General features: G+C 57.7%; 14 protein-coding genes. 7 read left to right on the forward strand and 7 right to left on the reverse strand.

Annotated features, from left to right (window positions below; translation table 11 throughout):
- The first annotated feature begins 39 nt into the window (after positions 1–39).
- Positions 40–1422 carry an MFS transporter gene (locus IE111_RS03590; RefSeq protein WP_444544497.1) on the forward strand — a complete coding sequence of 461 codons (1383 nt, stop codon included), beginning with the start codon at positions 40–42 and terminating at the stop codon, positions 1420–1422.
- On the opposite strand, the gene IE111_RS03595 is transcribed toward IE111_RS03590, so the two are convergent.
- From IE111_RS03595 to IE111_RS03620, 6 genes are all read right to left on the reverse strand, one after another.
- A complete protein-coding gene (locus IE111_RS03595) occupies positions 1417–1758 on the reverse strand; it encodes a DUF6488 family protein (RefSeq protein WP_189607136.1) in 342 nt (113 codons plus the stop codon). The genes IE111_RS03590 and IE111_RS03595 overlap by 6 nt on opposite strands.
- 36 nt (positions 1759–1794) lie before the next feature.
- Complete coding sequence (locus tag IE111_RS03600) at positions 1795–2382, reverse strand: hypothetical protein (RefSeq protein WP_229805200.1); 588 nt, start codon at positions 2380–2382, stop codon at positions 1795–1797.
- Positions 2383–2401: 19 nt separating this feature from the next.
- Positions 2402–3124 carry a HupE/UreJ family protein gene (locus IE111_RS03605; protein ID WP_444544498.1) on the reverse strand — a complete coding sequence of 241 codons (723 nt, stop codon included), beginning with the start codon at positions 3122–3124 and terminating at the stop codon, positions 2402–2404.
- 19 nt (positions 3125–3143) lie between these two features.
- Positions 3144–3530, reverse strand: a complete 387-nt coding sequence (locus IE111_RS03610) for a hypothetical protein (protein ID WP_189607138.1) — start codon at positions 3528–3530, stop codon at positions 3144–3146.
- Positions 3531–3840: 310 nt separating this feature from the next.
- Positions 3841–5631 (reverse strand): sodium-extruding oxaloacetate decarboxylase subunit alpha, encoded by a 1791-nt coding sequence (oadA, locus tag IE111_RS03615; RefSeq protein WP_189607139.1) that lies wholly within the window; start codon positions 5629–5631, stop codon positions 3841–3843.
- Between the two features lie 11 nt (positions 5632–5642).
- On the reverse strand, positions 5643–7058 hold the full coding sequence (locus IE111_RS03620; RefSeq protein ID WP_189607140.1) for an acetyl-CoA carboxylase biotin carboxylase subunit: 1416 nt from the start codon (positions 7056–7058) through the stop codon (positions 5643–5645).
- A 400-nt stretch (positions 7059–7458) separates the two neighbouring features.
- Between IE111_RS03620 and IE111_RS03625 the strand changes: the two genes are divergently transcribed.
- Positions 7459–8415, forward strand: coding sequence for a LysR family transcriptional regulator (locus tag IE111_RS03625; RefSeq protein ID WP_189607141.1), 957 nt, complete (start codon positions 7459–7461; stop codon positions 8413–8415).
- A gap of 157 nt (positions 8416–8572) precedes the next feature.
- Positions 8573–9169: a DUF938 domain-containing protein gene (locus tag IE111_RS03630; protein ID WP_189607142.1), complete on the forward strand. Its 597-nt coding sequence runs from the start codon at positions 8573–8575 to the stop codon at positions 9167–9169.
- A 38-nt stretch (positions 9170–9207) separates the two neighbouring features.
- Here the strand turns inward: IE111_RS03630 and IE111_RS03635 are convergent, their stop codons facing one another.
- Positions 9208–10032: a LysR family transcriptional regulator gene (locus IE111_RS03635; protein WP_189607143.1), complete on the reverse strand. Its 825-nt coding sequence runs from the start codon at positions 10030–10032 to the stop codon at positions 9208–9210.
- A 669-nt stretch (positions 10033–10701) separates the two neighbouring features.
- Here IE111_RS03635 and IE111_RS03640 point away from each other — a divergent pair.
- From IE111_RS03640 to yjfF, 4 genes are read left to right on the forward strand one after another with little or no spacing between them, the layout of a single operon-like run.
- Positions 10702–11643, forward strand: coding sequence for an ABC transporter substrate-binding protein (locus IE111_RS03640; RefSeq protein WP_189607144.1), 942 nt, complete (start codon positions 10702–10704; stop codon positions 11641–11643).
- Between the two features lie 57 nt (positions 11644–11700).
- Positions 11701–13209: a sugar ABC transporter ATP-binding protein gene (locus IE111_RS03645; RefSeq protein ID WP_189607145.1), complete on the forward strand. Its 1509-nt coding sequence runs from the start codon at positions 11701–11703 to the stop codon at positions 13207–13209.
- A 17-nt stretch (positions 13210–13226) separates the two neighbouring features.
- Complete coding sequence (locus IE111_RS03650) at positions 13227–14246, forward strand: ABC transporter permease (RefSeq protein ID WP_189607146.1); 1020 nt, start codon at positions 13227–13229, stop codon at positions 14244–14246.
- Positions 14236–15249, forward strand: a complete 1014-nt coding sequence (gene yjfF / locus IE111_RS03655; protein WP_229805202.1) for a galactofuranose ABC transporter, permease protein YjfF — start codon at positions 14236–14238, stop codon at positions 15247–15249. Before IE111_RS03650 ends, yjfF begins: the two co-directional genes overlap by 11 nt.
- The last annotated feature ends 87 nt before the right edge of the window (positions 15250–15336 follow it).

Consider the following 15336-nt stretch of genomic DNA (forward strand, 5'->3'; position numbering starts at 1 on the left):
CGTTGATAGTAGTGGTTTTGTTGCCCACTGGAGTGTCCCGTGTTGCTCAGTCCATTGAACATACCGGCGTTTCGTCATCTATTACTGGCGCAAGTCATCGCCCTGTTCGGAACCGGCCTAACCACCGTGGCTCTGGCCTTGCTGGCTCATCAACTCGCCGGTGGCCAAGCCGGACAGGTATTGGGGTTCGCACTGGCGCTTAAAATGGTGGCTTATGTGCTGATCGCTCCGTTGTTCGGCGCCGTGGCGTTAAAGTTACCGCGCCGTTCGTTCCTGGTGGCGCTCGATGTGTTCAGAGCCGTATCGGTAGCATTGTTGCCATTTGTCACCGAAATCTGGCAGATCTATCTGCTGGTGTTTACCTTGAATGTCTTCTCGGCGGGGTTTACTCCGGTCTTTCAAGCCACGATCCCTCACATCGTAAAGGATCCGGAGGAATACACGCGTGCATTGTCACTGTCCCGGCTGGCGTACGATCTGGAAAACCTGTTGAGTCCGATGATCGCCGGCGCCTTGATTCTGACCATCAGTTTCAGCAACTTGTTTCTGTTTAACGGCATCGCTTTCCTCGTGTCGGCAGCTCTGGTGATGCATTCAGGTATTCCCCCCATGAAGCAGGGCGCCGATGTGGATGGATTCTGGGTGCGAGTGAGTCGCGGCATTTCGATCTACCTGAAAACTCCAAGATTGAGAGCGGTACTGGCGTTGAGTTTGGCGGTATCCTCTGCGGGCGCGATGCAGATCGTCAATACGGTCGTGTATGTCAGAACCGAGCTTGGACTGGGCGAATCCTGGGTCGCCTGGGCCATGGCGGCTGCGGGCGGAGGGTCGATGGTCGCCGCTTTCACGCTCCCCCGACTATCGAATCGATGGTCATTTCGACGGATTCAGATGACCGGCGGGCTCATGATGTCACTGGCTGTGTTGCTTGGTGTGACGCTCCCTTCAATCGGAGGGTTGATGGTGCTTTGGGGAATAGTGGGCGCGGGAACCGCTCTGGTGTTGACCCCGATCGGTCGGCTGTTGACCGAGTCCTGTCAGGAATCAGACCGACCGGCTTTGTTTTCGGCGCAGTTCTCGCTCTCTCATGCCTGTTGGTTGATCACCTATCCACTGGCCGGTTGGCTTGGAGCCCAGGTGGGTTTGATCAGTGGATTTATGGTGTTGGGAGGGGTGGCCCTGGTATCGGTTCTGATAGCCGCTTACTTGTGGCCCGCAACGGACTCCATCGATCTGCTGCATCGTCATGAAGCAATGCATCATACTCATTTGCACTATCACGATGAGCACCATCAACATCGTCATGAGGGATGGGAGGGGCCAGAACCTCACTCCCATCCGCACGAGCACTCAACGGGTGAACACCGGCATCCGTTTGTTATCGACCGGCATCATCCCGATTGGCCCGACTCTCGCTCATAGCTCGCCGGAATAATTGGCATTCACGACATTGCCGAATTCGTCCAGAAAGATGTAAAGCGATTGCTCATCGGGGTCATCGATTGCGTCATTCTGGTACAGAACAGACCAGATAAGACCAAACTGGCTGTCCTGCCGGGTGACGTCCGGCTCGTAAGCACCCTGCCAGGATGATGGAATACGGTCATTGCTGACCAATTGCTCCACCGCTTGATTAGCACGTTCGACGATGGTGTCCTGGCTTAGCGGCTCCTTCGGGCCATGATCGGTGTGTGCCCAGGCGGACGATAAGAACAACAGGGTGAATGTCAGTGCAATGCCTTTTATCAATGTGCTCATTGTGAAAATCCTCGATTAAACAAATAGGTTGGGTGATCAGGGTTTGAAGAGTGATTGGTAGAACCCACTGGTCTCGACGGACACCGTGACCGGTTCACGGCCGCGGTTGACCCAGAACCACCCGTGCGTTCCTTCAAACGGTGCCTCGAAGGTGCCACTGGCGGTTGTCTGATCCCGACCGACCCAGTAGCTTGTGAATTCATCACCCGCGTTCGGGGGTTCGCCGTGCATATCGAACGTGACCGTGCCGCCTTCGGCTCGCCAATTGAAGACAAATCGGTCGCCTTCGGCCATTTGCGCCTTTATTTCGGCTCCCTCACCGGGGGCGAGTGTCAACGACATCCGATCTGATCGATGGGGTTGATTCCCTCGCCAGACCGGGGGCTCCATACCGCCCATAAGGGAAGCGGAACCGGTGCCGGTATCGTTCGAAGCTTCGGTGGTGTCCGCTTCCGAATGGAGACGGTCGAAGCCCATAACACCGCCCAGGCCAGTGGGGTCCACGCCGAATTCAGCCGGCATGACCGCCGTGACGAGCAATATCGCTCCAATGAGCAATGCCCCCAGGGTCGCTTTGAGCAGCGAGGTGTGAGACGGGAGGACGTCTCGGTCTGATTCCTTCATTGTATGCATAGTCAAAACCTTATACAGAGAATACGAGTCCGGTCAGTTGGTAGCCTGTCAGCAGAAAACCACACGCCATGAGCGCGGTGTTGGCGGCAAATGCCTGTCGACTGAAGGCGTCTGTCTTACGCCAGTAGTTCATGACGATCAGAATGGCCCCCAAGGCCAGCAATTGGCCCAACTCCACGCCCACATTGAAGGCCAGAATGTTGGCGACCAACCCATCTTCCGACAGCGTGAAGTCCTGCAGTTTGGTGGCGAGACCAAAGCCATGGAAAAAGCCGAAAATCAGTACAGCCAGCTTGGTATTCGGCTGAACCCCGAACCAGCGCTGATAGGCTCCCAAGTTGTCCAGCGCTTTGTACACCACCGAAAGGCCGATGATCGCATCGACGATGTAAGGGTTGACGTGAACATTCGACAGCACGCCGAACAGCAGGGTCACACTGTGCCCGAGTGCGAACAGAGACACATAGACGCCGATGTCTTTCATGCGAAACAGAAAGAAAATGACACCCACCAGGAACAATAGATGGTCATAGCCGGTAACCATGTGTTTGGCGCCAAGATAAATAAACGGAAGGATCTGGGTGCCGCTGCTTTGTTCAAGAAAGAGCGCATCGCTTTCTTCAACACCGTGCCCCCACCCCATGGCGGGGAGGGTAGCCACACACAGAATGAAGAGTACGCGCCACAAGCTCAGGCGCATGCCCCAACCCCGTCGGATCGGTAACTTCATCATCAATGTCTCCAAATTGATATTACATAGAGTCCGGGCACCCAATCGGTGTCCGGTGTGAATGCTGGCCGACGATGGGTTTGGGTGGGCGATACAAGCGGTCAGGAGGAGCGGTCGTCAGGCTGCACGGTTCTGTGCTGGCCTGTGTCGACTTGACGAGTGGCGCATTCATCGACGGAACGCCATTCGCGAGGGAGGCTTCAGCGGCTCCCAACGCATGAAGGGTCAAATGAAGGGTGTCGTCAATGGATGCATGGTCATGAATGTGGTGTGACTTGGCGAGGAGGGTGTCCGCATCGACCGGGTGGATGTGGATCGAAAACCCGTTGGCTTGTTCGCTCAGGGAGTGTCGCCATTGGTTGGCGGCCGAAACACCCTGAACCATCAATGCTATCAGGATCATGGTCATCGCCAGTACCCATTGGCTGTGTGAGATCGTTCGCCGACTCAGCATGATCGCATGGAATCCATTGATGGTCTGAAGATTGAGTGTGGTCGGACAATATCGAAATTCCCGGGAGGGAACAACACAGGATTCCCGGGTCCGTGAGCGATTTAACAGTTAAAAAAAAAGGCGCACCGCCCCGGGGCTGTGCGCCAAACTCGATTGGACCGATGCCTCCCGTCTCGGGGAAGCGACCGTTCAGTCACCCATGGACAGCGCCCACCGCAAAGCGGGAATATCCGATTACCTAACCTCTCGCGGGTGACCGACCGGCTTAACCGATCTCAACCAAGATCTCTCCCGGGGTAACCCGGTCGCCTTTCTGCACGTAAACGGCCTGAACGGTGCCGGCTACGCTGGCATGAATTTCGGTTTCCATCTTCATGGCCTCGGTGATCAACACCGCCTGGCCGGCTTCGACTGTGTCGCCTTCGGCGACCAGCACATCGACGATGTTGCCCGGCATGGCCGGTGTCACGTGGCCCGGTTCGGTCGCTTTCCTGCGCCCGCCCTTGGCCTCGGCCACGTATTCGCTGACGGTTTCGAAGACCACTTCCTCGGGCATGCCGTCGAGCGAGACATAGAGCTTGCGTTTGCCACCGCCGAATTCACCGACCCCGGTGATGGCGACCTCATAGGTTTCACCATGCACATCCACCTTGAACTCGGTCGGGCTGGCGGCCACTGGTTTGTGGGCCGATTCCGGGGGCAGCAGGGGTTCGGGATCCAGCTGGCCTTCGGCGCGTTTTTGCAAATAGTCGCGCCCCAGATCCGGGAACATGGCGTAGGTGAGCACGTCTTCCCGATTCGTCGCCAGATCGCCGATGTCCCGCGTCAGTTTCTTGATTTCCGGTTCCAGAGCGTCGGCCGGGCGCGCGTCGGAGACGGATTCGTTGCCGATGCCCTTTTTCAGCACGGCCTGGCTGACCGGCGCCGGCGGCTTACCGTAGCCGCCCTGAAGGTATCGCTTCACCTCGTTGGTGATCGTCTTGTAGCGTTCGCCGGCCAGAACGTTATAGACCGCCTGGGTGCCGACGATTTGCGATGTGGGTGTGACCAGTGGCGGGTAGCCCAGGTCTTCGCGCACCCGCGGGATTTCGTCGAAGACTTCACGAATCCGATCCAACGCATTCTGTTCCTTCAACTGGTTGGCCAGGTTGGACATCATGCCGCCCGGCACCTGGTTGATCTGAACCGAGACGTCCTCGCGGGTGAACTCGCTTTCGAACTGGTGGTATTTCTTGCGCACCTCACGGAAGTAATCGGCGATGTCGCGCAGTGCTTCCAGGTCCAGACCGGTGTCGTAGGGCGTGCCTTTCAGCGCCGCCACCTGGGATTCGGTGGACGGATGGCTGGTGCCGCCCGCCAGCGACGAGATCGCGGTGTCGATGCGATCCGCTCCCGCTTCGATGGCCTTCAATTGACACAGCGGCGACAGCCCGGAGGTGGCGTGGCTGTGAATGGCCAGCGGCAGATCGACTTCGGACTTGATCGCCTTGACCAGTTCGAAGGTGGCGTAGGGCGTGAGCAGGCCGGCCATGTCTTTGATGGCGATGGAGTCCGCGCCCATGTCGCGCAATGCCTTCGCCTGTTCGGCGAACAACTCGGCGGTATGCACCGGGCTGGTGGTGTAGCAGATGGTGCCCTGGGCGTGCTTGCCGACCGTCTTGACGGCCTTCATCGCGACCTCGAGATTGCGCAGATCGTTCAGCGCATCGAACACGCGGAACACGTCGATGCCATTGTCCGCCGCGGCGGTGACGAAGGCTTCGACCACATCGTCCGCATAGTGCCGGTAACCGAGCAGGTTCTGGCCGCGCAGCAGCATTTGCAGGCGGGTGTTGGGCAGGGCTTTGCGCAGTTGGCGCAGCCGTTCCCAGGGGTCTTCCTTCAGGAAGCGCACACAGGCATCGAAGGTGGCGCCGCCCCAGACTTCCAGCGACCAGAATCCGATGGCGTCGAGTTTCTCGCAGATCGGCAGCATGTCTTCGGTGCGCATCCGGGTGGCGAGCAACGACTGGTGCGCATCGCGCAGTGTGACGTCGGTGATTTCTACGGGGTTCATCGGATTCCTCCTTACCATCCGGCGTGGGCGGCAATGGCCGAGGCCAGCACCAGCGCGATTTCACTGGGATGGCGTTTGACGGAATAGTCGAGCAGTTCGGGGTGATCCGGCACGAAGCTGGTGTTGAACTGTCCCTTCTGAAAATCGGGGTGCGCCAGGATTTGCTGGTAGTAATGACCGGTGGTGCGAATGCCGTGCAACCGCATGTCATCCAGTGCGCGTTGGCCGCGTGCGATGGCGTCTTCCCAGTTCAATGCCCAGACAATCAGCTTGAGGCACGTCGAATCGTAATAGGGGGGAATGTCGTAACCGGTGAAAATGGCGGTATCGACCCGTACGCCGGGGCCGCCGGGTGCGAAATAATGGGTCACGCGGCCGAAGCTCGGCAGAAAGTTGTTCTTCGGGTCCTCGGCGTTGATGCGGAACTGGATGGCATACCCCTGGTGGCGGATGTCCTGCTGTTCATAGCGCAGCGGCCGGCCGGAGGCGATGCGCAACTGTTCCTGAACGATGTCGACGCCGGTGATCTGTTCGGTGATGGTGTGTTCCACCTGCACCCGGGTGTTCATTTCCATGAAGTAGACCTGGTTGCCGGTGACCAGGAACTCGACGGTGCCGGCGTTTTCATAGCCCACAGCCTTGGCGGCGCGAATCGCCAGCTCACCGATGTAGTTACGCTGTTCCGGCGTGATCTGCGGGCTGGGGGCGATCTCGATCAGTTTCTGGTTGCGACGCTGGATGGAGCAGTCGCGCTCGAACAGGTGAATAACATTGCCCTGGCTGTCGGCCAGCACCTGCGCCTCGATGTGGCGCGGGTTGACGATGCATTTCTCCAGAAAGACCTCGGCCGAGCCGAAGGCCTTGGTCGCCTCGGAGATAACCCGGGGATAGTGGCTTTTCAGTTCATTCGCGGAATCGCAGCGGCGAATGCCGCGCCCGCCGCCGCCGGATGTGGCCTTGAGCATGACCGGGTAGCCGATCTCCTCGGCGACGGCCAGGGCGTCCTCCAGGTTGTCCAGGTTGCCGTCGGAGCCCGGTGTGACCGGCACTCCGGCGGCTTGCATGCTTTTTCGGGCCTGGGTTTTATCACCCATTCGGGCGATGACGGACGATTTGGGGCCGACGAAAGTGATGCCCTGGTGTTCGCACAGCTCGGCGAAACGGGCGTTTTCGGACAAGAAGCCATAGCCCGGGTGGATGGCGTCGCAGCCGACTTGCTTGGCCAGGTTGACGATGCGCTGCGGGTCCAGGTAGCCGGCCAGAGGGTCGTCGCCCAGCGAGTATGATTCGTCCGCCCGCTTGACGTGGAGGCCATAGCGGTCCGGCTCGGTGTAGATGGCGACCGAGCGGATGCCCAATTCCGCGCAGGCGCGGATAATGCGGACCGCGATTTCGCCGCGGTTGGCGATGAGCACTTTTTTGAGCATGGGTCGTCCTCCCGCTCGTTGCCTGAATCCTTACCGTTGAACCCGCACCGGCTACCGGGTAGGCCGCTTCGGGGTCGCGCGGGATGCCGCCCACTCAACCCATCCGTGGGGGCTTGGCGGCAGCCATCCATGGCTGCCGACATCCCCGAATCGGCCTACCCGGCATCCGGCGCTAGCCCTGTAGGGTGGGCACTGCCCACCAAAGAATGAGCCGCAGCCTAATATCAAGTAGGTTGGGTTAGCCCGAAGGGCGTAACCCAACACCTTCCCCGGCACCCAACTGTCCACGAATTCCTAAAACTGCTCATAACCTACGACAGCCTCTTCATAATTAAAAATTGATAGTTTTTATATTTTGTATAAGGTCTGCCTTATGAGTAATCATTAAGAGGGCCAAACCGTGCCACTCAGCGTTCAAAAGTTGCTCAGTCGGTTGTCGTTGCGCCAGTTGGAAGTCTTTCAGGCGGTGTACACCACGGGGGGCTATGGCAAGGCGGCGGATCTGTTGGGGTTGACCCAACCGGCGGTCAGCTCGCAGATCCGGCAGCTGGAATCCGCGCTCGGCCAGAAGTTGTTCGAGTACATCGGCCGCACGTTGTATTGCACGGCGGTGGGCGAGATGGTGGAGGAGAGCGTCGCGGTTATATTCGAGGAGCTGCGCCGGTTGCAGAATGATATTCATGCGCTGGAAGGGCAGATTTCCGGCGATCTCAAGGTGGCGGCGGTGAGCACGGCGCAATATGTGATTCCCTATGTGATGAAACCCTTCCTGGCGGATTACCCTGAGGTGAATATGTCCGTTCAGGTGGTCAACCGTGCCGCTGCGATCGAACGGTTGAATCAGAATACCGATGATGTCCTGATCATGGGGATTGTCCCGACCGACCGGCCGGTCTCATCGGTTCCGTTTCTGGATAACGAACTAATCCCGGTGGTGCCCGCCGACCACCCTCTGGCCGGACGCGACGATGTCTCGCCCCAAGAGTTTCTGCAACAGGGGTTTCTGGCGCGTGAACGGGGTTCCGGTAGCCGGCTGGCGCTGGAGCAGCATTGTCTGCACCAGCGTCTGCGGTTGGAGCCGTCGATGGAGGTCGGCTCGAACGAGTCGTTGAAACACGCGGTCATCGCCGGCCTCGGCGTGGCGATTTTGCCTCGACTGAGTGTTTTGTCGGAATTGAAACTCGGCAGCCTAAAAACCCTTCCCCTGGAAGGGTTTCCGCTGCGCCGGTCCTGGTGTCTGGTGTATCCCACGGCGAAAAGTCATTCACCGGTCACGCGGCGATTTATCGAGTACGTGCAGGGCAACCTGGCGGGAATCGATCATCAGTTCCGGCGGATGGTGGCGGAGCATGGCTGACCTGTTTTTCTGAATGATTCTGGCCATAGCATCAACTTCTGGACAGGCGGTTGCGCATACCGGTTTACCGAGCATGAGTGTGCATCATGATATTGTCGGCAGTATGTCCTGTGTTAATGTGTCGTGCATTATCCCCTAGTTCGGAATGCTGAACACCATGACTGAACTTCCCTTCTCCCAGGCTTGTGAAAACAACAAGCGACCCATTCTGGAATGCCTGCGTTCGGTCTTCGATCAAGCCCGCAGCGTACTTGAGATCGGAACCGGGACGGGCCAGCACACGGTTTATTTTGCTGAAGCACTCCCGCACCTGACCTGGCAACCGAGTGACCATCCCGACTCGGCTCATCTTGGTCAGGATCGGTTGGCCGCCTGTGAAGCCCTCAACCTATTGCCCTTTGTGGCTCTGGATGTCGGTACAGACGATTGGCCGATTCCGGATGTGGATGCGGTGTTTTCCGCCAATACGGCGCACATCATGAGCTGGGCCGAGGTGGAGCGGATGTTTGAGGGTGTTGCCCAGCGATTGCCGACCGGCGGAGTTTTCTGTCTTTACGGACCGTTCAACGACCAGGGGCGCTATACCAGCGACAGCAATCGCCAGTTTGACCGCTACCTGCGCTCCCGCGAGAGTCACATGGGCATCCGGGATACCGTTGACCTCGAAGCCCTGGCCGGCTCCGTCGACCTTCGCTTGGACGACGATGTTTCGATGCCAGCCAACAATCGAATCTTGGTGTGGCGTAGGCTATAGATTGTAGCCTCAGATCGCATGCCCACCCAGACGCTGGCCTAATGCCCCGCGCCTTCCAAGACCTGACAAAGCCGTTCAATCGCGCGCCGTACCTCCGGTAGATGGCGGTCATCCTGGTGGGTCACCAGCCATTGATCGTGGCTCAACTCGCCAATGGGGCCGCCAGTCCGATGCAATTGAGGGTGGAGGTCGCCGATGAAAGTCGGCAGCAGGGCGATGCCCTGACCGGCGAGGGCCAGGTCGAGGCTGTTGCGCGGGGTATTGACTTCGCACACCGCGTCGTTGCCGACCGTGCGGTCGAGCCAGTGGGACGAGGGGGTGTCGGCCAGGACTTTGACCCAGCGTTCCGGTGCGCTTTCAGTGGCGTATGGAGCGAACTCGACGCGCGCCAGTTTGCGACAAACGAGAGTCTCCTCCGTGGGCCGGCGGTTGCGGAAACCGATCACCACTTCGCGATGCGAGATGTCCAGTACCTGTTCCGCCGATATAAAGCGCAGGCGCAGGTCGGGAGGTGTACCGGTCAGGGTGTCGAGGTGCGGCAACAGGGCCAGCGTCGTCCAGGTGCCGGCGGATATCTTGACCAGCGGCCGATCCCCCTGTGTGGGCTGGGCGGTCAGACGAAACAGGTCCGATTCAATCTCTGCGAGCCCTTCCAGCAGGGTTTTACCCTCTGCGGTCAGTTCGTAACCGCGGTCATGCCTGACGAACAGTTCACGCCCCATGCTCCGTTCCAGCGAATGCATGCGACGGCCCAGTGTCGCGGCGCTGAGTTGGGTCGTTTTCGCTGCCTTTGAGAGGCCGCCTTCGCGCGCCACGGCGAGGAACAAGTGCAGATCGTTCCAGTCGATGTTTGTTTCATTCATGAAAAGACCTGTTCATTTCGTTTCGTATCTTGAGAGGTGATTGTCTTGTAATCTCAGCCTCAGTCAATAGCCGGAAGCTCGCCTTTTGGCGGGTACCCACACCAGTGAGCGACTTGTGTGGTGTTCAATACCTGGAAACGGAGGCTGGCATGCGATATCTAAAACACGAGACGGATCTGACGCAAAACCGCATTTTGAACCGAGGTCTCGGTCAGGTACCGTTTCCACAGGCGAGGCCGACACGCGCGCTGCGAGAGGAGGATGCTTACTTTGAAAGGCATGGCGGACCACGCCTGAGGGAAGTGCTCTTGGCGGGCGCGAGATTCCTTCGCAATCGAAATTTCTCTATGGTTAAGACCCGGAAATCCAGGGCGCCGCACGCACAATCGGAAACCGGCAAAGTCGGATAGTCTTTTTAACCCCAGTCATTTTCCCTAGTTGCATAAATACCGGGTCAGACGGTCGATAACTGCTTGTTTGGCATCGTAATGGTCGTCACAAAACCGGTTCCGGCTCGCCATTTTAGTAAGTGGCTGGGAATATGGATAAATCGGCTGTACTGAACGTGAGTGGGTTCACATTGATCATGCCATGGATTTTAATCGATTCCACGTTGATAAGACATCTGCGTATGCCTGGATAAACAACAAAAATTCACAGGAGACTGCTATGAATATTAAGTCCTTGATTACTCCTCTCGCCACATTGACGGCGATATTGATGAGTAGCCCGTCCTTTGCGGAACCCACCTACGGCTTTTCACAAATCGGTTCGGAAAGTGGCTGGCGGACGTCGGAGACAAATTCCATTAAAGCCGAAGCCGAACGCCGGGGAATCGACCTGAAATTCTCGGATGCTCAGCAAAAACAGGAAAACCAGATCAAAGCCGTGCGCTCCTTCATCGCCCAGGGCGTGGATGGCATTCTGCTGGCGCCGGTTGTTGAATCCGGCTGGGATCAGGTCCTTCGCGAGGCCGATCGTGCGGATATTCCGGTCGTGTTGATCGACCGCGGTGTCGACGCCGATCCGAGTCTGTACCTGACCAAAGTCGCGTCCGATTTTAAAGAGGAAGGCGCTCTGGCGGGTTCCTGGCTTGCGGCCGAGACCAATGGTAATTGCGACATCGTGGAGCTGCAGGGAACGGTTGGTTCTTCCGCCGCCATCGATCGTAAGAGCGGCTTTGATGCCTTGATCGGCAATTTCCCGAACATGAAGATCATCCGTTCACAGTCCGGTGACTTTACCCGTGCCGGTGGCAAGGAAGTCATGGAAAGCTTCCTGAAAGCTGAAGGGGGCGGTGACAGTATCTGCGCAGTCTTCGCTCACAACGATGACATGGCACTGGGTGCCATTCAGGCCATCAAGGAAGCTCAGTTGGATCCGGCGGATGATATTCTGGTTGTGTCCATCGACGCCGTGCCGGATATTTTCAAAGCCATGGCCGATGGCGATGCCAATGCCACCATCGAACTCAATCCTCACCTGGGTGGGCCGGCGTTCGATGCCATCGCGGCTCATAACGACGGTGAAGATGTACCGAAGTGGATCAAGGCCAACGGACCGCTGTACCTGCCGGATACCGCCGCGGCCGAATACGAAGCCCGTAAGTAAGTTTCAACCGATGATAGGCGCCTGCGGGCGCCTTTCTCTGATCCACGGGATACTCACATGACGGACCAGAATAACCCCCCGCTTCTCTCCATCGAGGGAGTCCATAAATCCTTTCCCGGCGTTCGCGCTCTGGACAACGTCTCGCTGACGCTTAACGCGGGTGAAATCCACGCCCTGCTGGGTGAGAACGGTGCCGGAAAATCCACGCTGATCAAAGTCCTGACCGGTATCTACGTCAAAGACAGCGGCAGCCTGGTGATGGACGGTAAGCCGGTACACATTCATGATTCACTGGACGCTCAAAAGCACGGCATTCGAACGGTCTATCAGGAAATCAACCTGATTCCGACCATGACGGTCGCGGAAAATCTGACCTTGCTGGACCAGCCCAAACGCATGGGGCTGATCAGCTGGCGCAGTGCGGAATCCCGAGCCAGGGAGATGTTGCGCCGGGTCGGTTTGGACATCGATTTGCGCAGCCAATTGGACTCCCATTCGGTCGCGATTCAGCAGATGGTGGCCATTGCCCGAGCGCTGGGATCCAAGGCCCGAATTCTGATTCTGGACGAACCGACCGCCAGTCTGGACAGCCAGGAAATCGCTCGGTTATTCGAACTGATGCGACAGCTGAAGTCCGAAGGCATGGGCATTATTTTTGTAACGCACTTTCTGGATCAGGTGTATGACATATCCGATACCATCAGTGTGTTGCGCAACGGGTGTCATGTCGGCACCTTCAAGACCGAGGCATTGTCCCGTTCAGATTTGGTCAGTCATATGCTGGGTAAAGATCTGGACACCTTGCACCACGAGCAAAGTGATTCGTCCCTCGAACACGGTAATCGTCAGCGGATACTCTCCCTGAAACAGGTGGGACGACGCAATATGCTGAACCCTCTGGACCTGGATTTGCACCAGGGTGAAGTGGTCGGTTTGGCGGGTTTGTTGGGCTCCGGACGCACGGAAGTCTGTCAGTTGGCTTTTGGCGCCAAACGCCCGGATCAGGGTCGCAAGAGCTGGCTGGGTACTGAGGTGTCAATCAATACGCCCAAGCAAGCCATTGCCCAGGGCATGGCCTATTGTCCGGAGGATCGCAAACATCATGGCATCGTCGCCGAACTCAGTGTCCGCGAAAACCTGATTCTGGCGTTGCAGTCGGCCAGGGGCTGGTGGTCACCGATGCCTATGTCGGAACAGAAAGCCATTGTGGATGAATTCATTCAGCGCCTGAACATCAAAACCCCCCATATGGAGAAACCCATCGGCGAGCTCAGCGGCGGTAATCAGCAAAAGGTCATACTGGCACGCTGGCTGATCACGCAGCCGAAACTGTTGATTCTGGATGAACCCACCCGGGGTATCGATGTCGGCGCTCACCATGAAATCATTCAGATCATCAAGGATTTGTGCGGGGAGGGGATGTCCCTGCTGGTGGCGTCTTCCGAGGTGGAAGAAATCGTTGCCTTCGCGCACCGGGTGGCTGTGATGCGTGATCGCACCAAGGTAGCCGAAGTATCGGGCGACCGGATCAGCCAGAAGTCCATTATTCAGGCCATTGCGCAATGAGTGGAAGGTAGGTCAGCATGCAATTTGTCAGTAAGCCGAGACCGGACGCGAAGACATTGGCGCCCGTGATCTCGTTGTTTGTTTTGATTATGGGTACATCCCTGGTCACGCCGGGGTTTCTGGATATTTCCATCGTCGACGGCCATATCTATGGCAGTCTGGTCGACATTGTCCACCGAGCCACGCCTATGTTGCTGGTGGCCGTTGGCATGGCGATTGTGATCGGCACCAAAGGCATTGATTTGTCGGTCGGCTCCATTATCGCCATCAGCGGTGCGGTGACGGCCGTTCTGACCGTGAATACGGAATGGTTACCGTTTGTCGTCATGGGTTGTGCACTGCTGGCCGGTATGGCGTGCGGACTGTGGAACGGACTGCTGGTGACGGTATTCGGTATTCAACCCATTGTCGCCACCTTGATCCTCATGGTGGCCGGTCGAGGCATCGCCCAGATGATCACTGGCGGTCAAATCGTGACCTTCCATTCGGAATTCTTCAACGCGATCGGCAATGGTTTCTTCGCCGGGTTGCCGTTGCGAGTGGTGCTCGCGATCGTCATCGTCGTGGCGACCGCCCTGGTGTTGCGCAAAACCGCGCTGGGTCTGTTTTTCGAGTCCGTCGGGGCCAATGCCGAATCCAGCCGGTTGATGGGCATCGATTCCCGCATGCTGATACTCATCGCCTATGTGTTTTCCGGGTTTTGTTCCGCCATGGCGGGCATCATTCTCGCGGCCGATATACGAGGAGCCGACGCCAACAATGCCGGTCTCTGGCTGGAGCTGGATGCCATATTGGCGGTGGTGATCGCGGGGGCTTCGCTCAGTGGCGGCCGTATCTATCTGGGGTTGACGGTGATCGGAGCCTTGATCATCCAGACACTGACCACCGCGATCCTCACCAGCGGTTTGCCGGCGCAGTACAACCTGATCGTCAAGGCCAGCATTGTCCTGCTCGTATTGCTGATTCAGTCATCCAGAACCCGTGATTTCGTTAAATCCCGTCTGATGTTGGCCAGGAGGTCTTCCCATGTTGAATGAACGCGTCCTGCCGTTGATCGCGACGATCGTTGTCTTCGTGCTGCTCTACGGATACGGCATCTACGAGTACAAAGGGTTTCGCGATACGCTCGTCTTTACCAACCTGCTGACCGACAACGCCTTTCTGATCGTGACCGCAGTGGGCATGAGTTTTGTCATCATTTCGGGCGGTATCGACCTCTCTGTCGGTTCGATGATCGCCTTCATAGGCGTCTTGCTGGCGTACCTGATCAGCGGGCTGGGGATTCACCCGGTATTTGCGGCCGTCATCGCGCTTTGCGTGGCTACGTTTTTCGGCACCATGATGGGCGTTATCATTGCCTACTTCGACATTCAGCCCTTTATTGTCACCCTGGCCGGTTTGTTCCTGTTTCGGGGCTTGGCCTATCTGATCAATCTGGACTCGGTGCCCATCGACCATTCTTTCCTGGTGACCCTGGCCGAAATATACGTGCCCTTGCCCGGTCGAGGCGGACTGACCTTCATTGCCATGGCGATGATCGTCCTGTTGGTCATCGGCATGGTGGTCGCGAAGCGAACCCGGTTTGGCCTGAATGTGTACGCGATCGGTGGTGATAAACAGTCGGCCTCGTTGTTGGGCGTACCGGTCAACCGCACTCTGGTGAAGATCTACGCATTGAGCGGTTTTTACAGTGGCGCGGCGGGAATCGTTTTCGCCATCTACACCGGATCCGGTTATCCGCTGGCGGCGGTGGGCGTGGAGCTCGACGCCATTGCCGCCGTGGTCATTGGTGGAACCCTGCTGACCGGTGGTGTGGGTTTTGTGGTGGGCGCGTTCCTCGGTGCGCTCATCCAGGGGATCATCCAAACACTGATCATTTTCGACGGCACGCTGAACAGTTGGTGGACCAAGGTTGCCATCGGCGTTTTGTTATTGCTGTTTATTTTGATGCAGAAAGGCATCGTCCACTTCACCAAGCGGTACACGGAAAAATCCGTCAAACCGGAGCCTGAGGCCGTACCGGTGACCAAGGCCGCATGACCCGTGCGGTGACCGGAGTGCCGGCATCCAGTAAGCGTCCGGTTGTTTCAACCGTTTGCCATGGCTGACGTCATCCCTGGATGTTCC

The organism is Saccharospirillum salsuginis, from assembly GCF_014651855.1.
In the GTDB taxonomy this organism is placed as follows: domain Bacteria; phylum Pseudomonadota; class Gammaproteobacteria; order Pseudomonadales; family Natronospirillaceae; genus Saccharospirillum; species Saccharospirillum salsuginis.

Excerpts from the sequence above, each read along its gene's own strand:
- oadA (WP_189607139.1), bottom strand. The coding sequence starts at position 5,631 with ATGAACCCCGTAGAAATCACCGACGTCACACTGCGCGATGCGCACCAG.
- IE111_RS03650 (WP_189607146.1), top strand. The coding sequence starts at position 13,227 with ATGCAATTTGTCAGTAAGCCGAGACCGGACGCGAAGACATTGGCGCCC.
- IE111_RS03630 (WP_189607142.1), top strand. The coding sequence starts at position 8,573 with ATGACTGAACTTCCCTTCTCCCAGGCTTGTGAAAACAACAAGCGACCC.
- IE111_RS03595 (WP_189607136.1), bottom strand. The coding sequence starts at position 1,758 with ATGAGCACATTGATAAAAGGCATTGCACTGACATTCACCCTGTTGTTC.
- IE111_RS03635 (WP_189607143.1), bottom strand. The coding sequence starts at position 10,032 with ATGAATGAAACAAACATCGACTGGAACGATCTGCACTTGTTCCTCGCC.
- IE111_RS03620 (WP_189607140.1), bottom strand. The coding sequence starts at position 7,058 with ATGCTCAAAAAAGTGCTCATCGCCAACCGCGGCGAAATCGCGGTCCGC.
- IE111_RS03610 (WP_189607138.1), bottom strand. The coding sequence starts at position 3,530 with ATGACCATGATCCTGATAGCATTGATGGTTCAGGGTGTTTCGGCCGCC.
- yjfF (WP_229805202.1), top strand. The coding sequence starts at position 14,236 with ATGTTGAATGAACGCGTCCTGCCGTTGATCGCGACGATCGTTGTCTTC.
- IE111_RS03600 (WP_229805200.1), bottom strand. The coding sequence starts at position 2,382 with ATGAAGGAATCAGACCGAGACGTCCTCCCGTCTCACACCTCGCTGCTC.
- IE111_RS03640 (WP_189607144.1), top strand. The coding sequence starts at position 10,702 with ATGAATATTAAGTCCTTGATTACTCCTCTCGCCACATTGACGGCGATA.
- IE111_RS03605 (WP_444544498.1), bottom strand. The coding sequence starts at position 3,124 with ATGATGAAGTTACCGATCCGACGGGGTTGGGGCATGCGCCTGAGCTTG.
- IE111_RS03645 (WP_189607145.1), top strand. The coding sequence starts at position 11,701 with ATGACGGACCAGAATAACCCCCCGCTTCTCTCCATCGAGGGAGTCCAT.